At 58.6% G+C, this 18,345-nt stretch carries 16 protein-coding genes; 7 read left to right on the top strand and 9 right to left on the bottom strand.

Annotation, left to right across the window (positions count from 1 at the left end):
- Window positions 1-255: 255 nt before the first annotated feature.
- Window positions 256-1,776: a PAS domain-containing methyl-accepting chemotaxis protein gene (locus tag QE396_RS20185; protein WP_020883591.1), complete on the bottom strand. Its 1,521-nt coding sequence runs from the start codon at window positions 1,774-1,776 to the stop codon at window positions 256-258.
- Window positions 1,777-2,212: 436 nt separating this feature from the next.
- On the opposite strand from QE396_RS20185, the gene ygjG reads away from it, so the two are divergent.
- On the top strand, window positions 2,213-3,592 hold the full coding sequence (gene ygjG / locus QE396_RS20180) for a putrescine aminotransferase (protein WP_020883590.1): 1,380 nt from the start codon (window positions 2,213-2,215) through the stop codon (window positions 3,590-3,592).
- 33 nt (window positions 3,593-3,625) lie between these two features.
- On the opposite strand, the gene QE396_RS20175 is transcribed toward ygjG, so the two are convergent.
- Window positions 3,626-4,228, bottom strand: coding sequence for a helix-turn-helix domain-containing protein (locus QE396_RS20175; RefSeq protein WP_020883589.1), 603 nt, complete (start codon window positions 4,226-4,228; stop codon window positions 3,626-3,628).
- 42 nt (window positions 4,229-4,270) lie between these two features.
- On the opposite strand from QE396_RS20175, the gene QE396_RS20170 reads away from it, so the two are divergent.
- Window positions 4,271-4,957: a B3/4 domain-containing protein gene (locus QE396_RS20170; protein ID WP_250369216.1), complete on the top strand. Its 687-nt coding sequence runs from the start codon at window positions 4,271-4,273 to the stop codon at window positions 4,955-4,957.
- Window positions 4,958-4,969: 12 nt separating this feature from the next.
- Window positions 4,970-5,818, top strand: coding sequence for a dihydrodipicolinate synthase family protein (locus tag QE396_RS20165; RefSeq protein WP_309952253.1), 849 nt, complete (start codon window positions 4,970-4,972; stop codon window positions 5,816-5,818).
- Between the two features lie 38 nt (window positions 5,819-5,856).
- On the opposite strand, the gene lsrG is transcribed toward QE396_RS20165, so the two are convergent.
- From lsrG to lsrA, 6 genes are read right to left on the bottom strand one after another with little or no spacing between them, the layout of a single operon-like run.
- Complete coding sequence (gene lsrG, locus QE396_RS20160) at window positions 5,857-6,150, bottom strand: (4S)-4-hydroxy-5-phosphonooxypentane-2,3-dione isomerase (protein WP_020883586.1); 294 nt, start codon at window positions 6,148-6,150, stop codon at window positions 5,857-5,859.
- A complete protein-coding gene (gene lsrF / locus QE396_RS20155; RefSeq protein WP_014171710.1) occupies window positions 6,147-7,034 on the bottom strand; it encodes a 3-hydroxy-5-phosphonooxypentane-2,4-dione thiolase in 888 nt (295 codons plus the stop codon). Before lsrF ends, lsrG begins: the two co-directional genes overlap by 4 nt.
- An 11-nt stretch (window positions 7,035-7,045) precedes the next feature.
- Window positions 7,046-8,047, bottom strand: a complete 1,002-nt coding sequence (gene lsrB, locus QE396_RS20150; RefSeq protein ID WP_025202959.1) for an autoinducer 2 ABC transporter substrate-binding protein LsrB — start codon at window positions 8,045-8,047, stop codon at window positions 7,046-7,048.
- Window positions 8,044-9,027 carry an autoinducer 2 ABC transporter permease LsrD gene (gene lsrD / locus QE396_RS20145; RefSeq protein WP_014171712.1) on the bottom strand — a complete coding sequence of 328 codons (984 nt, stop codon included), beginning with the start codon at window positions 9,025-9,027 and terminating at the stop codon, window positions 8,044-8,046. Before lsrD ends, lsrB begins: the two co-directional genes overlap by 4 nt.
- On the bottom strand, window positions 9,028-10,059 hold the full coding sequence (lsrC, locus tag QE396_RS20140) for an autoinducer 2 ABC transporter permease LsrC (RefSeq protein WP_020883583.1): 1,032 nt from the start codon (window positions 10,057-10,059) through the stop codon (window positions 9,028-9,030).
- Window positions 10,056-11,543: an autoinducer 2 ABC transporter ATP-binding protein LsrA gene (gene lsrA / locus QE396_RS20135; RefSeq protein WP_309952249.1), complete on the bottom strand. Its 1,488-nt coding sequence runs from the start codon at window positions 11,541-11,543 to the stop codon at window positions 10,056-10,058. The genes lsrC and lsrA overlap by 4 nt, the downstream gene beginning before the upstream one ends.
- 215 nt (window positions 11,544-11,758) lie before the next feature.
- Here lsrA and lsrR point away from each other — a divergent pair, with 215 nt between their 5' ends.
- The 3 genes from lsrR (at window position 11,759) to QE396_RS20120 (ending at window position 16,526) form a co-directional block, all read left to right on the top strand.
- Window positions 11,759-12,730, top strand: a complete 972-nt coding sequence (lsrR, locus tag QE396_RS20130; protein WP_020883581.1) for a transcriptional regulator LsrR — start codon at window positions 11,759-11,761, stop codon at window positions 12,728-12,730.
- A 33-nt stretch (window positions 12,731-12,763) separates the two neighbouring features.
- Window positions 12,764-14,344, top strand: coding sequence for an autoinducer-2 kinase (lsrK, locus tag QE396_RS20125; RefSeq protein ID WP_309952246.1), 1,581 nt, complete (start codon window positions 12,764-12,766; stop codon window positions 14,342-14,344).
- 160 nt (window positions 14,345-14,504) lie between these two features.
- Entirely contained in the window at window positions 14,505-16,526 is a 2,022-nt protein-coding gene (locus tag QE396_RS20120) for an NADPH-dependent 2,4-dienoyl-CoA reductase (RefSeq protein WP_309952244.1), read from the top strand.
- 61 nt (window positions 16,527-16,587) lie between these two features.
- On the opposite strand, the gene rlmG is transcribed toward QE396_RS20120, so the two are convergent.
- The gene (rlmG, locus tag QE396_RS20115; RefSeq protein ID WP_020883578.1) at window positions 16,588-17,724 is read right to left on the bottom strand and encodes a 23S rRNA (guanine(1835)-N(2))-methyltransferase RlmG; all 1,137 of its coding nucleotides are present in this window, start codon (window positions 17,722-17,724) and stop codon (window positions 16,588-16,590) included.
- 85 nt (window positions 17,725-17,809) lie between these two features.
- On the opposite strand from rlmG, the gene QE396_RS20110 reads away from it, so the two are divergent.
- Window positions 17,810-18,313: a YgjP-like metallopeptidase domain-containing protein gene (locus tag QE396_RS20110; RefSeq protein WP_025202954.1), complete on the top strand. Its 504-nt coding sequence runs from the start codon at window positions 17,810-17,812 to the stop codon at window positions 18,311-18,313.
- The last annotated feature ends 32 nt before the right edge of the window (window positions 18,314-18,345 follow it).

Genomic DNA, 18,345 nt, shown 5'->3' with positions numbered 1-18,345 from the left:
TTTTTTATTTCATAACCACAACAATGGATAGGTGCAGGCTATTAATATCCGTAAATCGATCGTTACGTCACCCTCTGATGAGGCATTTTCAAAATAGCATCGGGAAAAACGGACTTAGGCTGGGGTAAATATCTGATGTGCTTTCTTTAGTTACTTAATATAAAGTTAACAATAAAAGACATTAATAATTACATTCAGAAAAAATAAAGCCGCTTATTCCTGATGAAATAAACGGCTTTCTGGAACCTTACTGGCTCAATGGAGCACGGTGACCGCATCCTTAAGACGCCCGGCGCGATGCTTCACCATTGCGGATATGTGGGCACTTTCCTCAACCAGATCGGCATTTTTCTGCGTGATGCTGTCCAGCTCGGCCACCGCACGGGTGAGCTCTGACAAGCCGGTAGCCTGTTCAGAGGTGGAGTGGCTGATCTGCGCGATAAGCTGCGTCACGTTTTTCACCTGCTCGACGATATCATCCATTGTACGACCGGCGGCATGAACCTGATCAGAGCCGGACTGCACCTTGCTGGCGCTGGCATCAATCAGCTTGCGAATATCGTTGGCTGCACTGGCGCTACGGCTGGCGAGATGGCGCACTTCGCCGGCGACAACCGCAAAGCCTTTCCCCTGCTCACCGGCTCTTGCCGCCTCCACCGCCGCATTCAGCGCCAGAATATTGGTCTGAAACGCGATGTCGTTAATAAGGGAGGTAATCGAGCCAATCCGCTGCGTGCTATCCGCGATGTCATCCATGGTTTTCACCACCGTCTGCATCGCGTTTCCGCCTTTGGTCGCCGCGCTGCTGGCGGCCACTGACAGCTTGTCCACTTCGGCGGCGGTTTCTGAATTACTCTGCACGGAGGCGGCCATTTGATTCATTGTCGCCACGGTCTGCTGCACATTGGCCACGGTCTGACGCGTCCGATCGTTCAGATCTTCATTCCCCTTTGCCAGCCTGTCGCTGCCATCACGCACGCTCACCACCTGGCTTGACACATCGTTAATCAACCAGCGGCACATCAGCCCCAGTTGCCCGACCGCACGCAGGGTCAACCCCAGCTCGTCGCTGCGGTTCAGGTGCTGCACGCTGTTGCGCTCGCCGGTGGCGACTTTCAGCGCCTGACGCGCCACGTTTTCGATCGGACGAACAATCTGCTGCTCGAACAGCAGCGTGCCCAGCAACATGACTACCGCGGCGGCAGCCAGCGAGTACGCACCCGCTGAGGTGGCCACCAGCGTGGCAGCCAGCACCGCAAACAGCCCCGCCATCACGCTGCGCACACGCCAGCGCAGCGGCATAGCCGGAAGTTTCCCCAGCCAGCCTTTCCTTACCACCAGTCCTTTATGTATACGTTTCTTGCAGCGCCCGTCATTCAGAGCCCGATAGAGCGGCTTCACGCCAGCAATCTCTTCTGCCGTGGCTTTGGTACGAATCGACATATAGCCCGTCACCTGCCCGTGACGCACCATCGGCACCGCATTGGCGCGCACCCAGTAGTGGTCGCCATTTTTACGTCGGTTTTTGACAATGCCGCTCCACGGCTCGCCCTTTTGCAGGGTGTACCACATATCGGCAAACGCCGCTTTTGGCATATCGGGGTGGCGTACCAGATTGTGCGGCTGGCCCATCAGCTCATCAAGCTGATAGCCACTCACCTGCACAAAGGTGTCGTTGGCGTGGGTCAGGTAACTGTGGATATCGGTGGTCGACATTAAGGTGGTGTCATCGTCCAGAGGATATTCATTCTGGGTGACAAAGGTTGGAGCGGACATCGTGAGCATCCCTTGCAGGTTATTTGAATGTTAATTTTGTGGATTAATGTTTTTTCGGCGGTAAAGAATTTATCTTTAGTTGTTAAAGTTGATAGAGATCGCAGATTTCACTTAAACCGCACTTTTTGTGAGATTTTATAATTCATTGATTTCAAATACTTTCGTAGAGAAATTACCTGCAGAGTATGACGCGTTAACGCCCACTTAAGTCGCAGCGTCTGCACTCTATAAGTGCAATGGCCTTTTAATCGCACCTTCCCAGGCCTTTTCCGCCGTACCGCTAAATCCCGTATCGGTTATATCGGCATGATTAAATTTTGCGCAACATAATGTTAACCTGGTGTTTATCCTGATTTTCGTTAAGGCATCTGAAGTGGCGTAATCCCTGCAATACTTAATCCAGTATCATGTGATACGCGATCCCCGGGAGCACATTTTGAACAGGTTACCTTCCAGCGCCTCGGCTCTTGCCTGTACCGCGCACGCACTGAATCTCATTGAGAAGCGAACGCTTGATCATGAGGAGATGAAACAACTTAACCGAGAGGTCATCGATTACTTTAAAGAGCATGTCAATCCAGGGTTTTTGGAGTATCGCAAATCTGTTACCGCCGGCGGGGATTACGGAGCCGTAGAGTGGCAAGCGGGAAGTCTTAATACGCTTGTCGACACCCAGGGACAGGAGTTTATAGATTGCCTGGGTGGTTTTGGAATTTTCAACGTGGGGCACCGTAATCCAGTTGTGGTTTCCGCCGTACAGAATCAACTTGCGAAACAACCTCTCCATAGCCAGGAACTGCTCGATCCGCTTCGCGCTATGCTCGCGAAAACGCTCGCGGCCTTAACGCCCGGCAAACTGAAGTACAGCTTCTTTAGCAACAGCGGCACGGAATCGGTCGAAGCGGCGATTAAACTCGCTAAAGCGTACCAGTCGCCGCGCGGCAAATTCACGTTTATCGCCACCAGCGGCGCGTTCCACGGAAAATCGCTGGGCGCACTGTCGGCTACCGCCAAATCCACCTTCCGCAAACCGTTTATGCCGCTGCTGCCGGGCTTCCGCCACGTGCCGTTTGGTGACATTAGCGCTATGCGCACCATGCTGAGCGAATGCCGTAAAACCGGCGACGACGTGGCAGCGGTGATCCTGGAGCCTATTCAGGGTGAGGGCGGCGTGATCCTGCCCCCGCAGGGCTATCTGCCTGCCGTGCGTCAGTTGTGCGATGAGTTTGGCGCACTGCTGATCCTCGACGAAGTCCAAACCGGGATGGGGCGTACGGGCAAGATGTTTGCCTGCGAGCATGAGAACGTCCAGCCGGACATTCTCTGTCTGGCAAAAGCGCTGGGCGGCGGCGTGATGCCGATTGGCGCGACGGTGGCGACCGAAGAGGTCTTCTCGGTGCTGTTCGACAACCCGTTCCTGCACACCACTACGTTTGGCGGTAACCCGCTGGCCTGCGCGGCCGCGCTGGCGACCATCAACGTGCTACTGGATCAAAACCTGCCTGCACAGGCGGAACAGAAAGGCGATATGCTGCTGGACGGTTTCCGCCAGCTGGGCCGGGAATATCCGGATCTGGTGCAGGATGCGCGGGGTAAAGGGTTGCTGATGGCCATTGAGTTTGTCGACAACGAAATCGGCTACAGCTTCGCGAGCGAGATGTTCCGCCAGCGGGTCCTGGTTGCCGGAACGCTCAACAACTCGAAGACCATTCGCATTGAACCGCCGCTGACGCTGACGGTTGAACAGTGTGAGCAGGTGCTGAAAGCGGCGCGTAAAGCGCTGGCAGCCCTGCGGGTAAGCGTGGAAGAAGCGTGATATCCCCTCCCCCTCCTGACGGAGGGGGCGTTTTTAGCGGTGAAACTCCGCCACCGTCATGGTAAACCGCAACACATTCTCGCCCTCATTCGCGTAGCCGTGTGCCGCTTCCGTTTTCGCCACCGCCGAAGCGCCTGCCGCCACCTGCGTCACCGTCTCTTCCACCGTCAGGGTCAATCCTCCCTCAGTGACATGCAGCAGCTCAAACGTTCCCGCCGGATGCCCCGGCGAGGTAAAACGCTCCCCCGGATGCATCACCCACTGCCAGAGTTCAATCATATCCGGGCCAGACGTGCCCGCGAGCAGCCGGGCATATCCGCCCTGTGGGCCCTGCCACAGAACCGGGATCGCCGCTTCTTCTATGACGTGCACCCGCGGCTCGCTGGAGACGTTAACGATATCCGCCACCGAAACGCCCAGCGCGGCAGCCAGCTTGCAGAGAATGGCAATGCTGGGATTCGCCGCCCCTTTTTCAATCTCCACCAGCATGCCTTTGCTGACGCTGGCGCGGCGTGAAAGCTCATCCAGCGACAGTTTTTTCTCTTTGCGCCAGTTGCGAATGCGGGTGGCGACGGCCAGGCTTACCTGGGCGATATCGGCACCCGAATCGGTCATTATATTGACTTTATCAGTCATTGGTCACTACCATAGTATAAAACAGTCAATACAGGATTATTTATGTCTCTCGTTACGCCGTCAATAGACCCGCGTCTTACCGGGATTGCCCCCGGCTTTCGGGCGCTGAGCATTCTGGTTGAAGCCGCCCCGATAACCCAGCCGGACGTGGCCTCTGCCGCGCTGGTACAGGCCTGCCAGCAGGTCCTCACTGATGATGTCGCCTGGGCGGAAGCGCACCTCAGCGCCTGGGATGACGTGTTCAGAGCGTTTGGTGCGAAACCGAAACGCACGCCCTGCTCGGCATCGGCCCTGCGTAAGCGAGTGCTGAAAGAGGGCGCACTGCCCCCGCTCGATCCAGTGGTCGATATTTACAATGCCATCAGCATTCGTTACGCCATTCCCGTCGGGGGTGAGAACCTTGCCGCTTATGCAGGCGCACCGCGTCTGACGCTTGCCGAAGGTAATGAACCGTTTGATACCCTGAAAGAGGGCCAGCCGGTTATCGAATACCCGGATGCGGGCGAAGTTATCTGGCGCGATGATATTGGCGTCACCTGCCGTCGCTGGAACTGGCGCCAGGGCGTGCGTACACGTCTCGATAGCCAGGCGCAACACATGTGGTTTATTCTCGAAAGTCTGCCGTCGATGCCGTTATCGGCGTTGCAGGAGGCTGGCGATGAGTTAGTCAGCAACCTGCAGCGGCTGATGCCGGGCTCCACTGCTCACCTTCAACTGATTGAACTCTAAAAGGATAAGCGGATGTTTCACGGGTTAAGCGCATTCCCTCTGACGCCATTGCGAGAGGGGAAATTTGATGAGCAGGCGTTTGTGCAGTTGCTGCGCCCGCTGGTGGATGCCGGTGTCGATTCGCTGGGGATCCTCGGTTCGACGGGCAGTTACGCGTATCTGACGCCTGAAGAGCGCACGCATATCACCCGCTGTGCCGTGGCGCATGCCGACAACATTCCGGTGAGCGTAAGTATTGGCGCGCTTCGCCTCGACGATATTCTCCGTCTGGCGGATGAGGCGCAAAACGCTGGCGCCCGCGGGGTGTTACTGGCCCCCGTGTCGTACCAGCGCCTGACGGCAGAGGAAGTGTTTACCCTGTATGAGACGGTGACCCACCGGATCTCTGTTCCGCTGTGCATTTACGACAACCCGGCCACCACCGGGTTCGAGTTTAACGACGATTTGCTGTATGCCGTGGCGGCGCTACCGAACGTCAAATCCGTCAAGCTCGGGCGCACACCGGACAATATCGCCCACATGCGTGCCCGTCTTCCTGAAAACGTCACCCTGGGCATCAGCGGCGACTGGCGGGCGGCGTCAGCCCTGCAGGCCGGGTTCGATGTCTGGTATTCGGTTATCGCAGGGCTCTATCCGCAGACGGCACTGGCGATTGCCCGAGCCAAAGACACCGCCCCCTCAGACCGGCTGGCACCGCTGTGGGCGCTGTTCCGCCAGTACGGCAGTTTGCGGGTGATGGCCGCAGCAGCAGAAATGTCAGGGAAAGTGGCCGCGCCTGCACTGCCGTTCCCGCTTGCGTCGCTGAGCGGGAAACCGCGCGAAACGCTGGCGGCGATCCTGGCGGAACTGGCCCTCGCCTGAGCATCGCCGGGCTAACGTAAGCGCTACCCGGCGGTCTGTTACGCCGGCAACAACCCGACAAAACTGCGTTTTTTGCGCGGCTCTGACATCAGGTCCTCAAGCTTATCCACGCAGGCCAGATAGTGCGGGGTTTTCTTGTGCGCCAGCACCGCCTCTTCATCCTTGTAGGCTTCGTAGATAAAGAACCGGGTTTTCACGCGCGGATCCTGTAAAACATCAAAGCGCAGATTGCCCGGCTCCTGAATCGCCCCTTCGTGGTTAGCGCGAAACACCTCCAGAAACTCATCGACCCGCTCGGGTTTGATGTTGATTTCCACTAATGTCACGTTCATTTTGCTTCTCCCTGTTTCTCTTCCTGCCAGAACTGGAACGCGTCCCGCGCGCTCATGTTCTCATGTACCACTTTTTTCACCGCTTTCAGCATGGCCAGCGGGGCGCTGGACTGGAAGATATTGCGGCCCATGTCCACGCCGGACGCCCCCTGGTCAATCGCCCGCCAGCACATCTCCAGCGCGTCGTGCTCCGGCAGCTTTTTGCCTCCGGCAATCACGATCGGCACCGGGCAGCTGGCGGTTACTTTTTCAAACCCTTCGTCGACATAATAGGTTTTGACGAACTGCGCCCCCATCTCGGCCGCGATACGGCTGGCAAGCGAGAAATACCGCGCGTCGCGCGCCATCTCTTTGCCAACGCCCGTTACCGCCAGGGTCGGCATGCCATAGCGCGCACCGGCATCCACCAGTTTGATGATGTTGTTGATCGACTGATGTTCAAACTCACTGCCGATGTACACCTGCGCCGCCACCGCGCAGACGTTCAGGCGCAGCGCATCTTCCATCGCCACCGCCACGCACTCGTTGGAAAGTTCCCCTAAAATCGAATTGCCGCCGGAGGCGCGCAACACGACGGGTTTATTGGTGGCGACAGGCACCTGGCTGCGCAAAATACCGCGGGTGCACATCAGCACGTCGGTTTCCCCAAACAGCGGGGCGATAGAGAGATCGATACGCTCAAGGCCGGTCGTCGGTCCCTGGAAATAGCCGTGATCAAAGGCCAGCATCACCGTGCGGTTGCTTTTTGGGTTGAAGATGCGCGCCAGCCTGGACTGCATTCCCCAGTCCAGCGAGCCGCATCCCTTCAGGGTAAACGGCACGTTCTGCTGCGGTGTGCCGATGCCAAAATCTTTGCCGTCTTTGATGTCGTCTAAATCAGCCATTTGCTCCCCCGTCAGAAATCGTATTTGTTGATGTTCTCTTTGGTAAACACCACCCGCTCCGGCAGCAGCACAATGCCGTTGCCCTTCGCTTCATACTGGTAGCCCTGCACGCTGTTCGGCTCGACCTTCAGCGTACCGATATCTTTCACGTCCACGCTGTCGCCAACGTTAAGATCGCCTTTTTTCAACAACCGATCGGCGACATTGACCGCAATTTTGCCCTGTTGCACCACATCCCACAGGCCGAAGGCTTTCACCGTGCCGCGCTCTACGTACGGGCGCATCACGTTAGGCGTGCTGAAGCCGACAATCGCCACCCCTTCTCGCTTCAGGTTTTCCGCCGCCTGCGCCGCTGCCGGCAGGGCGTTGGCATCCGGGGCGATGATCGCATCCAGATCCGGATACGCTTTTAAGATCCCCTCGGCGGTTTGTAGCGATTTGGTGGCATCGTTATAGCCAAACTGCGTGGTCACGACCTGCCACTGCGGATGATCTTTCTCGATTTTGGCCTTCGCCTCTTTCACCCACTGGTTCTGGTCGGTAACGGTCGGGCTGGAGTAAAAGAACGCCACTTTGGCATTCGGTTTGGTGACCTGTTTACCGGCCATGTCGACCAGCAGGCCGCCGAGCTGCGCCGGGGTGCCCTGGTTGATGTAGATGCTGCGGCATTCCGGTTTGGTGTCGGAGTCCCAGGTCAGAACTTTGACGCCACGCTGCATCGCGCGCTTCAGCGCCGGGCAGAGGCCATCCGGCGACACCGCCGAAACGATAATGGCGTTATAGCCCTGGTTAACGAAGTTATTGATGAGCTGCACCTGGCCTGAGACGCTGGGCTCGGTCGGGCCGTCGTAGGTGACGTCCACGCCGAGATCTTTACCCGCCTCTTTCGCGCCATTGCCGCCGCTGGTAAAGAAGCCAACGCCCACCAGCTTGGGGATAAAGGCGATGCGGTCCGCGGCCTGTGCCGACGCGAAGCTGAGTGCCATCGCCAGGACTATCAGTTTTGTTTTCATCTTACGCTCCGGGTATGTTTTGTGAGGAGAGAGCGCACCCATTCACGGTGCAAACTCAGTGAACGTCCCATCACCACCACAACCAACAGCGCCCCTGACAGCGCGCTCGACACCTGGTTGGGGATGCCGACCATCTGTAAACCCTGCTGCAGATACCCCACCAGCAACGCCGCCAGGGCCGTACCGATTACCGACCCCGAACCGCCATAGATATTGGCGCCGCCGAGGACCGCTGCGGTCAGTGCAGGCATCAGTAAATCGCGTCCCAAATCCGAACGCGCCGAACCGAAATAGGAGACCATCACCAGCGCAGCAATGGCCGAAGCGACGCCCACCAGGCCATACAGGGCGTAGGGCATCCCGTTGACCGAGAGCGCCGCATAGCGCGCCGCGCGCGGGTTTTGCCCAATCAAAAACAGATGGCGGCCAAAGCGTCCGCGATGGGTAATCAGCCAGAAGAAGACGGTAATCACGGCGAACAGCACCAGCGGGATTGGCAACCCCAGGAACGTGAGATTAGCGAACGCGGTAAAGCTGTCCGGGAAGCCACCGATGCCTTCGTAACCGGTCGCCCCCGCCATGCCGGAGAGCAACAGTGCGCCACCGCCGTAGAGATAGAGCGTGCCAAGGGTGATAACCAGTGGGCTGATGCCGGTGTAGTGGATCAGCGCAGCGTTGACCAGACCGCACAGCAGGCCGAGCAGCAGCGTCAACGGTATGGCCAGCGCCATCGGCCAGCCCGCCTGCATCATCACCCCCAGCGCGATGGCACACAGGCCGATGGTCGAACCGAGAGAAATATCAATGCCGCCGCTGATGATCACCAGGGTGAGCGGCAGCGCCACAATGCCAATGCAGATAAAATCACTGGTGCTGAACAGCAGCATGTTGATATCGAGCATGCGCGGATTGATGGCCCCAAAGAGCAGAATTTCCAGCACCAGTAATATCAGCAGCGCGCTTTCCCAGTTAAGCTTCATTTACGCCACCTCTTTTTTGTGTTTCGTAAACGGGGTGACATGCTTCCCCCCTTTGTTACCGGGCTGGAAGCGGCTGTACTTGAGTGCCCGCTGATGCCGGGCCAGCGCCTGGCGCAAACGCCCGTCGAGCACCAGCACACCGAGCAGCACCAGCCCGGCGATAAAGTCATTCCACCACGCGGGCAGCCTGAACAGCACCAGCACGGTGTCGATTTGAGTCAGGAAAAAAGCCCCCAGTAAGGCGCCAATAAGCGTCCCGGTACCGCCCAGCAGAGAGATCCCCCCGAGTACGCAGGCGGCAATGGCTTTCATCTCCAGCCCGCTGCCGGTCTGGTTAGGTACAAAGCCAATCTGCGAAGCGAAGACAATCCCCGCACACGCGGCCAGCATGCCGTTCAGCGTAAAAGCGATCATTCGCGTCCGGTTCACCGCCACGCCCAGCTGGCGTGCGGCGGCAAGGTTGTCGCCCACGGCGTAGAAATCGCGTCCGAAGGCGGTGCGCGACAACGTCCATGCGCCGACCGCGGCTAAAAACACCACGCCCATTCCGAGCGGTGAAATACCCATAGCGGCAGGTTCAGAGAGCGATTTCAGGCTCGGCGGTAGCCCTTCAATCCACTTTCCTCCCGTCCACAGCAGCATCGCCCCGCGATAGAGGCCCAGCGTGCCGAGGGTGGCCACGATTGCCGGAATACGCAGCCCCACCACCAGAAAACCGTTAAATGCTCCCGCCAGTGCGCCAATCGACAGCGCAAAGAGGATCGATACCGGCAGGGTGTAGCCGCTGTTCAGAGCCACCCCCACGGCAATGGCAGACAGCCCGACGGTAGAGCCGACGGAAACATCAATATTGCGGGTCAACATCACCAGCGCGGCGCCGAGCGCCAGCAGGATCAGGATTTGCGAACTGGCGAAGATCATCCCCAGCGTTTGCAGGCTGAAATAGGCCGGATTGAGCCCCACCAGCACCGCGAACAACGCCAGAATGGCGATGAACGCGCTCAGTTCGCGATTTTTCAGTAAGGTCTTCATGACTGCCCTCCGAATGCCAGCGCCATCATTCTGTCGAGACTGACCGCGTGCCGGGACAACTCGCCGCTCAGCACGCCCTGGTGCATCACCAGCACGCGATCGGCAAGCCCGGGGAACTCATCCAGATCGCTTGAGATCATCAGCACCGCCACGTTCTGCGCCGCCACGCTTTTGATGAGCTGATAGATATCGGCCCGCGCCGACACATCCACTCCGCGTGTCGGTTCATCGACGATCAACAGCAGCGGGTTCGCCTCCAGACAGCGCGCCAGCAACACCTTCTGCTGGTTGCCGCCGGAAAGCGTGCGCACGGTTTGATCCGCATGGTTAAGCTTGATCCCCAGCGCCCGGTGATAGCGCTCCACCACCGCCGACTCCCGTTTGCGCTGCTGCCAGACCGAGGGCTCATTCAGCGCCACGGTGTTCCAGCGAATCGGCGCATCCAGGAACAAGCCGGAAACCTGTCGGTCCTCTGGCAGGTAGACCAGCCCTTTCTCCAGCCGTGCCGCCACGGGTTCGCCGGTTATTTCCTGATTTTCCAGCCAGACTCGTCCACCGCGCACCGGGCGCAGCCCATACAGCGTTTCCGCAAATTCGGTGCGCCCGGAGCCGACCAGCCCGGCGAGGCCAACTATTTCCCCGGCATAGATTTCCATGCTGAGATCGATAAATCCCTCACCGGTAAGCTCTTCCACCCGCAGCACCGGGAAATCCTGCGGCTGCGTGCGGCGATTGCCCGGCAGCGCCAGCCACAGTTTTTGTGCATCACTTAATCCTTTTTCGCGGCTCACCGGCGTCATGGCCGCAATCAGGGCGTTATCGTCAAACTGTGCAGTTTCACCGCTGAGCACGATCGCGCCGTCGCGCATTACCGAGACGTGGCTCGCCAGCTGGCGGATCTCCGGTAATTTGTGCGAGATAAAAACAATGCCGACGCCCAGCGCCTGCAACGCGCGGATCTGGCGGAACAGCCGTTCGGTTTCCCCCGGGGTGAGCGACGCCGTGGGTTCATCAAGGATCAGGATCTTCGCGTTACGCATCAGGCCGCGCAGGATCTCCACCATCTGTTGATCCGCCACTACAAGGGTGCTGGCGGTGGCATCAAGATTGAGCTGACACTGCAGCTGCTGGAGTTTCTCCGCCAGCCGTTCCCCCATACCGGCCTCACGCGGCAGGCGGAAAAGGATGTTTTCCCGCACCGTCAGGTTGGGGAAAAGCAGGGGTTCCTGCGGCACCAGATAAATCCCCAGCCTGTGGGCCTGCGCGGGCGAAAGCCGCGCAAACGCGTGGCCGTCAACCGAAAGTTCACCGCTGTCCGGCGTTTCCACCCCGGCGATGATTTTCATCAGCGTTGATTTTCCCGCGCCGTTACCGCCCATCAGCGCATGCACCTGACCCGCAAGCAGCGTGAAATGAATACCTTTCAGGACCGGTACGCCGGAGAACTGCTTGCTGATATCACGTGCTTCGATAAGTGGCGTCATTATCGCTCCGCTATTGAACAAATGATTTTTAGATTTAATAATGTTCAAAAGCGTAGACGGTGAACTATATTTAGAACCGTGCAGGGATCACAAATTTATCGATTAAGATCCACACAGACACAAATCAATCTAAAAGATCTGTTTTGTCGCGTGGTTCACACTTTCTTTCTGCGCGATCACGAACATATGATCTAAATTTTTATAAGAGTTCAATTATGAGCGATAAACGCACTGCGGAAGAAGGTCGTTTTGCCGGGCTGGCACTGGCGGAAGAGGAGCTGGTTGCCCGCGTCGCCTGGTGCTACTACCACGACGGATTAACCCAGAATGACATCGGCGAGCGGCTCGGACTGCCGCGCCTGAAGATCTCGCGTCTGCTGGAGAAAGGACGCCAGTCCGGGGTGATCCGCGTGCAGATCAACTCCCGTTATGAGGGGTGTCTGGCGCTGGAAACCGAGCTGCAGCAACGCTTCGGGCTCAAGCTGGTTCGCGTGTTGCCGGCCCTGAATACCCCGCCCATGAATGTCCGGCTGGGCATTGGTGCGGCACAATCGCTGATGGGCGTGCTGGAGCCCGGCCAGCTGCTGGCGGTGGGATTTGGTGAAACCACCATGAGCAGCCTGCAGCACTTAAGCGGTTTTATCAGCTCGCAGCAGATCCGCCTGGTGACGCTCTCCGGCGGTGTTGGGCCGTATATGACGGGCATCGGTCAGCTTGATGCCGCCTGCAGCGTCAGCATGATCCCCGCCCCGCTTCGCGTTTCCTCCGCCGAAGTGGCCGGGATCCTAAAACGCGAATCCAGCGTGCGGGACGTGATCCTCGCCGCCGCCGCGGCCGATGTGGCGGTGGTAGGCATTGGTTCGGTGAACCAGCGCCGGGACGCCACCATATTGCGCTCCGGCTATATCAGCGAAGGTGAACAGCTGATGTACGCCCGTAAAGGGGCGGTGGGCGATATCCTCGGCTATTTCCTGAACGCCGAAGGGGAATGCGTGCACGAGCTGGAGATCCACCGGGAATTACTGGGCGTCACGCTCGATGAACTGGCGCAGTTGCCCACCATCGTTGGCGTGGCCGGAGGTGAAGAGAAAGCCGATGCGATTTATGCCGCACTCAAAGGCCGCCGTATTAATGGCCTGGTGACGGAGGAGACGACAGCCCGCGCGGTGCTGGCTCTGGCGAGCTAAGAGCCTGTCCTGCGCCTGACACGAGGCATGCTCATGAGTTACCTTTTAGCGTTAGATGCAGGGACAGGCAGCGTTCGCGCCGTAATTTTCGATTTGCAGGGCAACCAGGTTGCCGTCGGCCAGGCCGAGTGGAAACACCTGAGCGTGGAGAATGTGCCGGGCTCGATGGAGTTTGATCTCGACATTAACTGGCGGCTCGCCTGCCAGTGTATTCATCAGGCGCTGGAGCGCGCCCACCTGAGCGCAGCGGATATCCAGTCCGTGGCCTGCTGCTCAATGCGCGAGGGGATCGTGCTGTATGACCGCAACGGCGACGCCATCTGGGCGTGCGCCAACGTCGATGCCCGCGCCAGCCGCGAGGTAGCCGAACTCAAAGAGATCCACGACTACCGTTTTGAATCCGAAGTGTATGACGTCTCTGGCCAAACCCTGGCCCTGAGCGCCATGCCGCGCCTGCTGTGGCTGGCGCACCATCGTCCGGACATCTACCGCAAAGCCGCCACGATCACCATGATAAGCGACTGGCTGGCGGCAAAACTGTCCGGCGAGCTGGCCGTTGATCCGTCCAATGCCGGGACTACCGGTATGCTGGATCTCTTCTCCCGCGACTGGCGTCCGGCGCTGCTCGACATGGCCGGGCTGCGTGCCGATATCCTCTCTCCGGTGAAGGAGACCGGTACCGTGCTCGGTACGATCACCAAAGATGCCGCACAGCAGAGCGGCCTGCGCGAAGGCACGCCGGTGGTGATGGGCGGTGGCGACGTGCAGCTTGGCTGTCTTGGGTTAGGCGTCGTGCGGGCCGGGCAAACGGCCGTGCTGGGCGGTACCTTCTGGCAGCAGGTGGTCAACCTGCCGCAGGTACGCACCGACCCGGAGATGAACATCCGCGTGAATCCGCATGTGATCCCCGGCATGGCGCAGGCGGAGTCGATCAGCTTCTTTACCGGCCTGACCATGCGCTGGTTCCGTGACGCCTTCTGCGCGGAAGAGAAACTCATCGCGGAGCGGATGGGAATGGACACTTACTCCCTGCTTGAGGAGATGGCCAGCCGCGTGCCTGCCGGTTCACACGGTGTTATGCCGATCTTCTCAGATGCTATGCACTTCAAGCAGTGGTATCACGCCGCGCCGTCGTTTATTAACCTCTCTATCGACCCGGAAAAATGCAACAAAGCCACGCTGTTCCGTGCGCTGGAAGAGAACGCGGCAATTGTCTCGGCGTGTAACCTGACGCAGATCTCACGGTTCTCAGGGGTAACGTTCGACGGTCTGGTGTTTGCAGGCGGTGGCTCGAAAGGCGCGTTGTGGAGCCAGATTTTAAGCGACGTGACCGGTCTGCCGGTACGCGTCCCGCAAGTGAAAGAGGCGACAGCGCTGGGCTGTGCGATTGCTGCCGGAACGGGAGCCGGGCTGTTTTCGGATATGGCGGCGACAGGCGAACGGCTGGTGAAGTGGAGCCGCGAGTTCACGCCAAACCCGGCGCACCGGGAGCTGTATGACGGTATGATGCAGAAGTGGCAGGCCGTTTATGCCGACCAGCTTGGGCTGGTGGACAGCGGACTGACGACATCGATGTGGCAGGCACCGGGCTTAGTGCGTGCCCCCTCTCCCTGAGAGCTATAACGCCCCCTCTCCCTCAGGGAGAGGGCATCAGGCCACACCAATATTTGAATCCCATCACAATCGCCGCATTCCCCTTTTCCCTTTTACTCATCGCTGGCTAAATTAGTAACTCATCCGACCACATAACAATAATTTTACACTGGAAGAGACTATGAGCCACTACCCGTCGTTATTTGCCCCCCTCGATCTGGGGTTCACCACCCTTAAAAACCGCGTGCTGATGGGCTCAATGCATACCGGGCTTGAAGAACATCCGGACGGGGCCGAACGTCTGGCGGCCTTCTATGCCGAGCGCGCACGTCACGGGGTGGCGCTGATTGTTACCGGCGGGGTGGCCCCTGCGCCTTCTGGCGTGGGGATGGAAGGCGGTGCGGTGCTGAACGACGCCAGTCAGCTGCCGCATCATCGCGTGGTCACTGACGCCGTTCACCGGGAGGGCGGGAAAATTGCCCTGCAGATCCTGCACACCGGGCGTTACAGCTATCAACCGAATCTGGTCGCACCGTCGGCCATTCAGGCCCCGATTAACCGCTTTACGCCCCATGCCCTCAGCCACGATGAGATCCTGACGCTGATTGACGACTTCGCCCGCTGTGCAGCGCTGGCGCGTGAAGCGGGCTATGACGGTGTTGAGGTGATGGGCTCGGAAGGCTACCTGATCAACGAATTCCTCGCGGCCCGCACAAACCAGCGCGACGATGAGTGGGGTGGCGATCACGCGCGCCGCATGCGCTTTGCAGTGGAAGTGGTGCGCGCCGTGCGTGAACGTGCCGGGGCGGATTTTATTATTATCTACCGCCTGTCGATGCTCGACCTGGTGGAGGGCGGCGGGACGTTCGACGAAACCGTACAGCTGGCGCAGGCGATTGAAGCGGTCGGCGCGACCATCATCAATACCGGCATCGGCTGGCACGAGGCGCGTATTCCGACCATCGCCACGCCGGTGCCACGCGCGGCGTTCAGCTGGGTCACGCGCAAGCTGAAAGGGAAAGTGTCTGTCCCGCTGGTGACCACTAACCGCATTAACGACCCTCAGGTGGCGGAAAATGTGATCGCCGCCGGTGATGCCGACATGGTCTCCATGGCGCGTCCGTTCCTTGCAGATGCCGAGCTGCTTTCCAAAGCGCAGAGCGGGCGTGCAGATGAGATTAACACCTGCATCGGCTGTAATCAGGCCTGTCTGGATCAGATTTTTGTTGGCAAGGTCACTTCGTGTCTGGTCAACCCCCGCGCCTGCCACGAAACCAAAATGCCGATTTTCCCGGCGGTGCATAAAAAACGCCTGGCCGTGGTCGGTGCCGGCCCGGCGGGTCTGGCGTTTGCGGTGAATGCCGCCTCGCGCGGCCACAGCGTGACGTTATTCGATGCCGCCGCTGAGATTGGCGGGCAGTTCAATATCGCCAAACAGATCCCGGGCAAAGAAGAATTTTACGAAACCCTGCGCTATTACCGCCGAATGATCGACCTGACGGGCGTGGATCTGCGCCTCAACCAGTTTGTAAACCCGGCGGATGTAATGGATTACGATGAGGTGATCCTGGCGAGCGGGATCGCACCACGCAGGCCTGCGATCGAGGGCATCGATCATCCGAAAGTCCTGAGCTATCTGGACGTTTTGCGTGACAAAGCGCCGGTGGGGGCAAAAGTGGCGATCATCGGCTGCGGCGGGATCGGGTTCGATACCGCGATGTACTTAAGTCAGCCCGGCGAACCCACCAGCCAGAACATTGCCGACTTCTGCGTGGAATGGGGTATCGACACCAGCCTTAACCAGTCCGGCGGCTTGCGACCGGAAGGACCCCAACTGCCGAAAAGCCCGCGTCAGATCGTCATGCTGCAGCGTAAAGCCAGCAAACCCGGTGAAGGACTGGGCAAAACCACGGGCTGGATCCATCGCGCAACCCTGCTCTCTCGCGGGGTGAAGATGATACCGTCGGTGAGCTATCAGAAGATCGATGACGCGGGGCTGCACGTGCTGATCGGCGGTGAGCCGCAGCTGCTGCAGGTGGATCATGTGATTTTATGTGCGGGTCAGGAGCCGAAGCGCGATCTGGTGGATCCGCTGCGTGAGGCGGGAAAAACGGTGCACCTGATCGGCGGATGCGACGTGGCGATGGAGCTGGATGCGCGACGCGCCATTGCGCAGGGCACAACGCTGGCCTTGAGTCTCTGAGTGACGCAACGCTCACCGGGCCTGCACGCGAGGCAGGCCGGTGTAAACTCAGCGCCCCGCGTTAGCGGCGGCGACCCAGCTTGACGGATTTCAGCACCACGAACTTGTTGTTGGTGGCAACCGTGGTGCAGTTACCGAAGATCTTCTTCAGCTTGTGGAAGTAGTCCAGGTGACGGTTCGCCACGATATACAGCTCGCCGTTAATTTTCAGGCAGCGGCGTGCATGGTGGAACATCTCCCAGGCGACGTTATCCGTCAGGGCGTGTTTCTGGTGGAACGGGGGATTACAGAACACGGCATTAAAGCGGAACGGCTCAACGCCCGACAGCGCGTTGTTAATCATAAACTCGCAGCGATCCAGCGCGTCCGGCATGTTGGTTTCAACGTTCAGACGACTGGAGGCCACCGCCATCGGCGACTCATCACTAAATACAACGCTCGCTTCAGGGTTCTTCGCCAGCAGCGTCAGGCCAATCACACCGTTACCACAGCCCAGATCGACGATTTCGCCTTCCAGGTTATCCGGCAGATTTTCAATAAAGAAACGCGCCCCGATATCAAGGCCGGTGCGGGAGAAGACGTTCGCGTGGTTGTGGATTGTCCAGTCAGTGCCTTCCAGCGTCCAGCTCAGGGTTTCTGGCGCGTCGGCCAGTTCGGGGGCACTGAAAGTACAGTTAATGAGGCGCGCTTTTTTCCAGGCCAGCGTCGTGGTGGTTGGGCCGAGCACTTTCTCGAACAGTTCCAGCGTTGAGGTATGGATATCACGCGCCTTGGCCCCCGCGATAATACGCGTTTGTGGGGTAACGACGTTGCGCAGTGCGCGCAATTGTTGTTCCAGCAGCGCCATTGTTTTCGGCACTTTGATCAGCACCACGCCCGGCGCCTGCGGATAGTCCGCGGTGCTGTCGAGGAACTTAACGCTGGATTCGTCGATGTCGTTGTGGCGCAGGTTTTCCCGCGTCGCCAGCTCGCTCAGGTAGGAATCACCGATGCTGTAAGGCGTGTGTTCTGCCAGAGCACAGCCCAGCGCGCCAAACGCGTCATTCAGGATCAAAACCGGGCCGCTGATTTCAGTGTCATCCAACTGTTGCAGCAGATATTCATCCGCCGCTTCCCACGCCTGAAGCGGGTTAACGTCGTCCGTTTCCGGGAAACGTTTAAGGTTGAGTGAACGGAAACCGTTGTCTAAGTGGCTCATCGGCCCTCCTGAATGGTAAAATTTCGGCGTTATCCCTGAAAAGGGTGCGTGAGTATACCCGTTTTATTGTCAAATTGGGGCGTTGATGAACCAACTAACTTATCTCCAGGGCTACCCGGAGAACTTACTTTCTCAGGTTCGCAGCTTAATTGCCGAGCAAAAGCTGGGCGCGGTGCTGGAAAAACGCTATCCGGGTACGCATGACTTCGCGACCGATAAGGCGCTCTGGCAGTATACCCAGGATCTGAAAAACACCTATCTGAAGAGCGCGCCACCCATCAACAAGGTGATGTACGACAACAAGATCCATGTGTTGAAAAACGCGCTCGGCCTGCACACTGCCGTTTCCCGTGTTCAGGGCGGCAAACTCAAAGCGAAAGCGGAGATCCGCGTTGCCACCGTGTTTCGTCACGCGCCGGAAGCGTTCTTGCGGATGATCGTGGTGCATGAGCTGGCACACCTGAAGGAAAAAGAGCACGACAAGGCCTTCTATTCTCTGTGCTGCCATATGGAGCCTCAGTACCACCAGCTGGAGTTCGATACCCGTTTATGGCTTACGCATTTATCGTTAAAGAGTAATGCGCAGTAGCGCACTGGTTTTGCAATAATCACGTGCTACAG

The sequence above is a fragment of the Enterobacter sp. SORGH_AS_0287 genome (genome assembly GCF_031453695.1).
Taxonomy (GTDB): Bacteria; Pseudomonadota; Gammaproteobacteria; order Enterobacterales; family Enterobacteriaceae; genus Enterobacter; species Enterobacter ludwigii.
The sequence above is the reverse complement of the archived record's forward strand: the minus strand, read 5'-3'. Positions and strand labels throughout refer to the sequence as shown.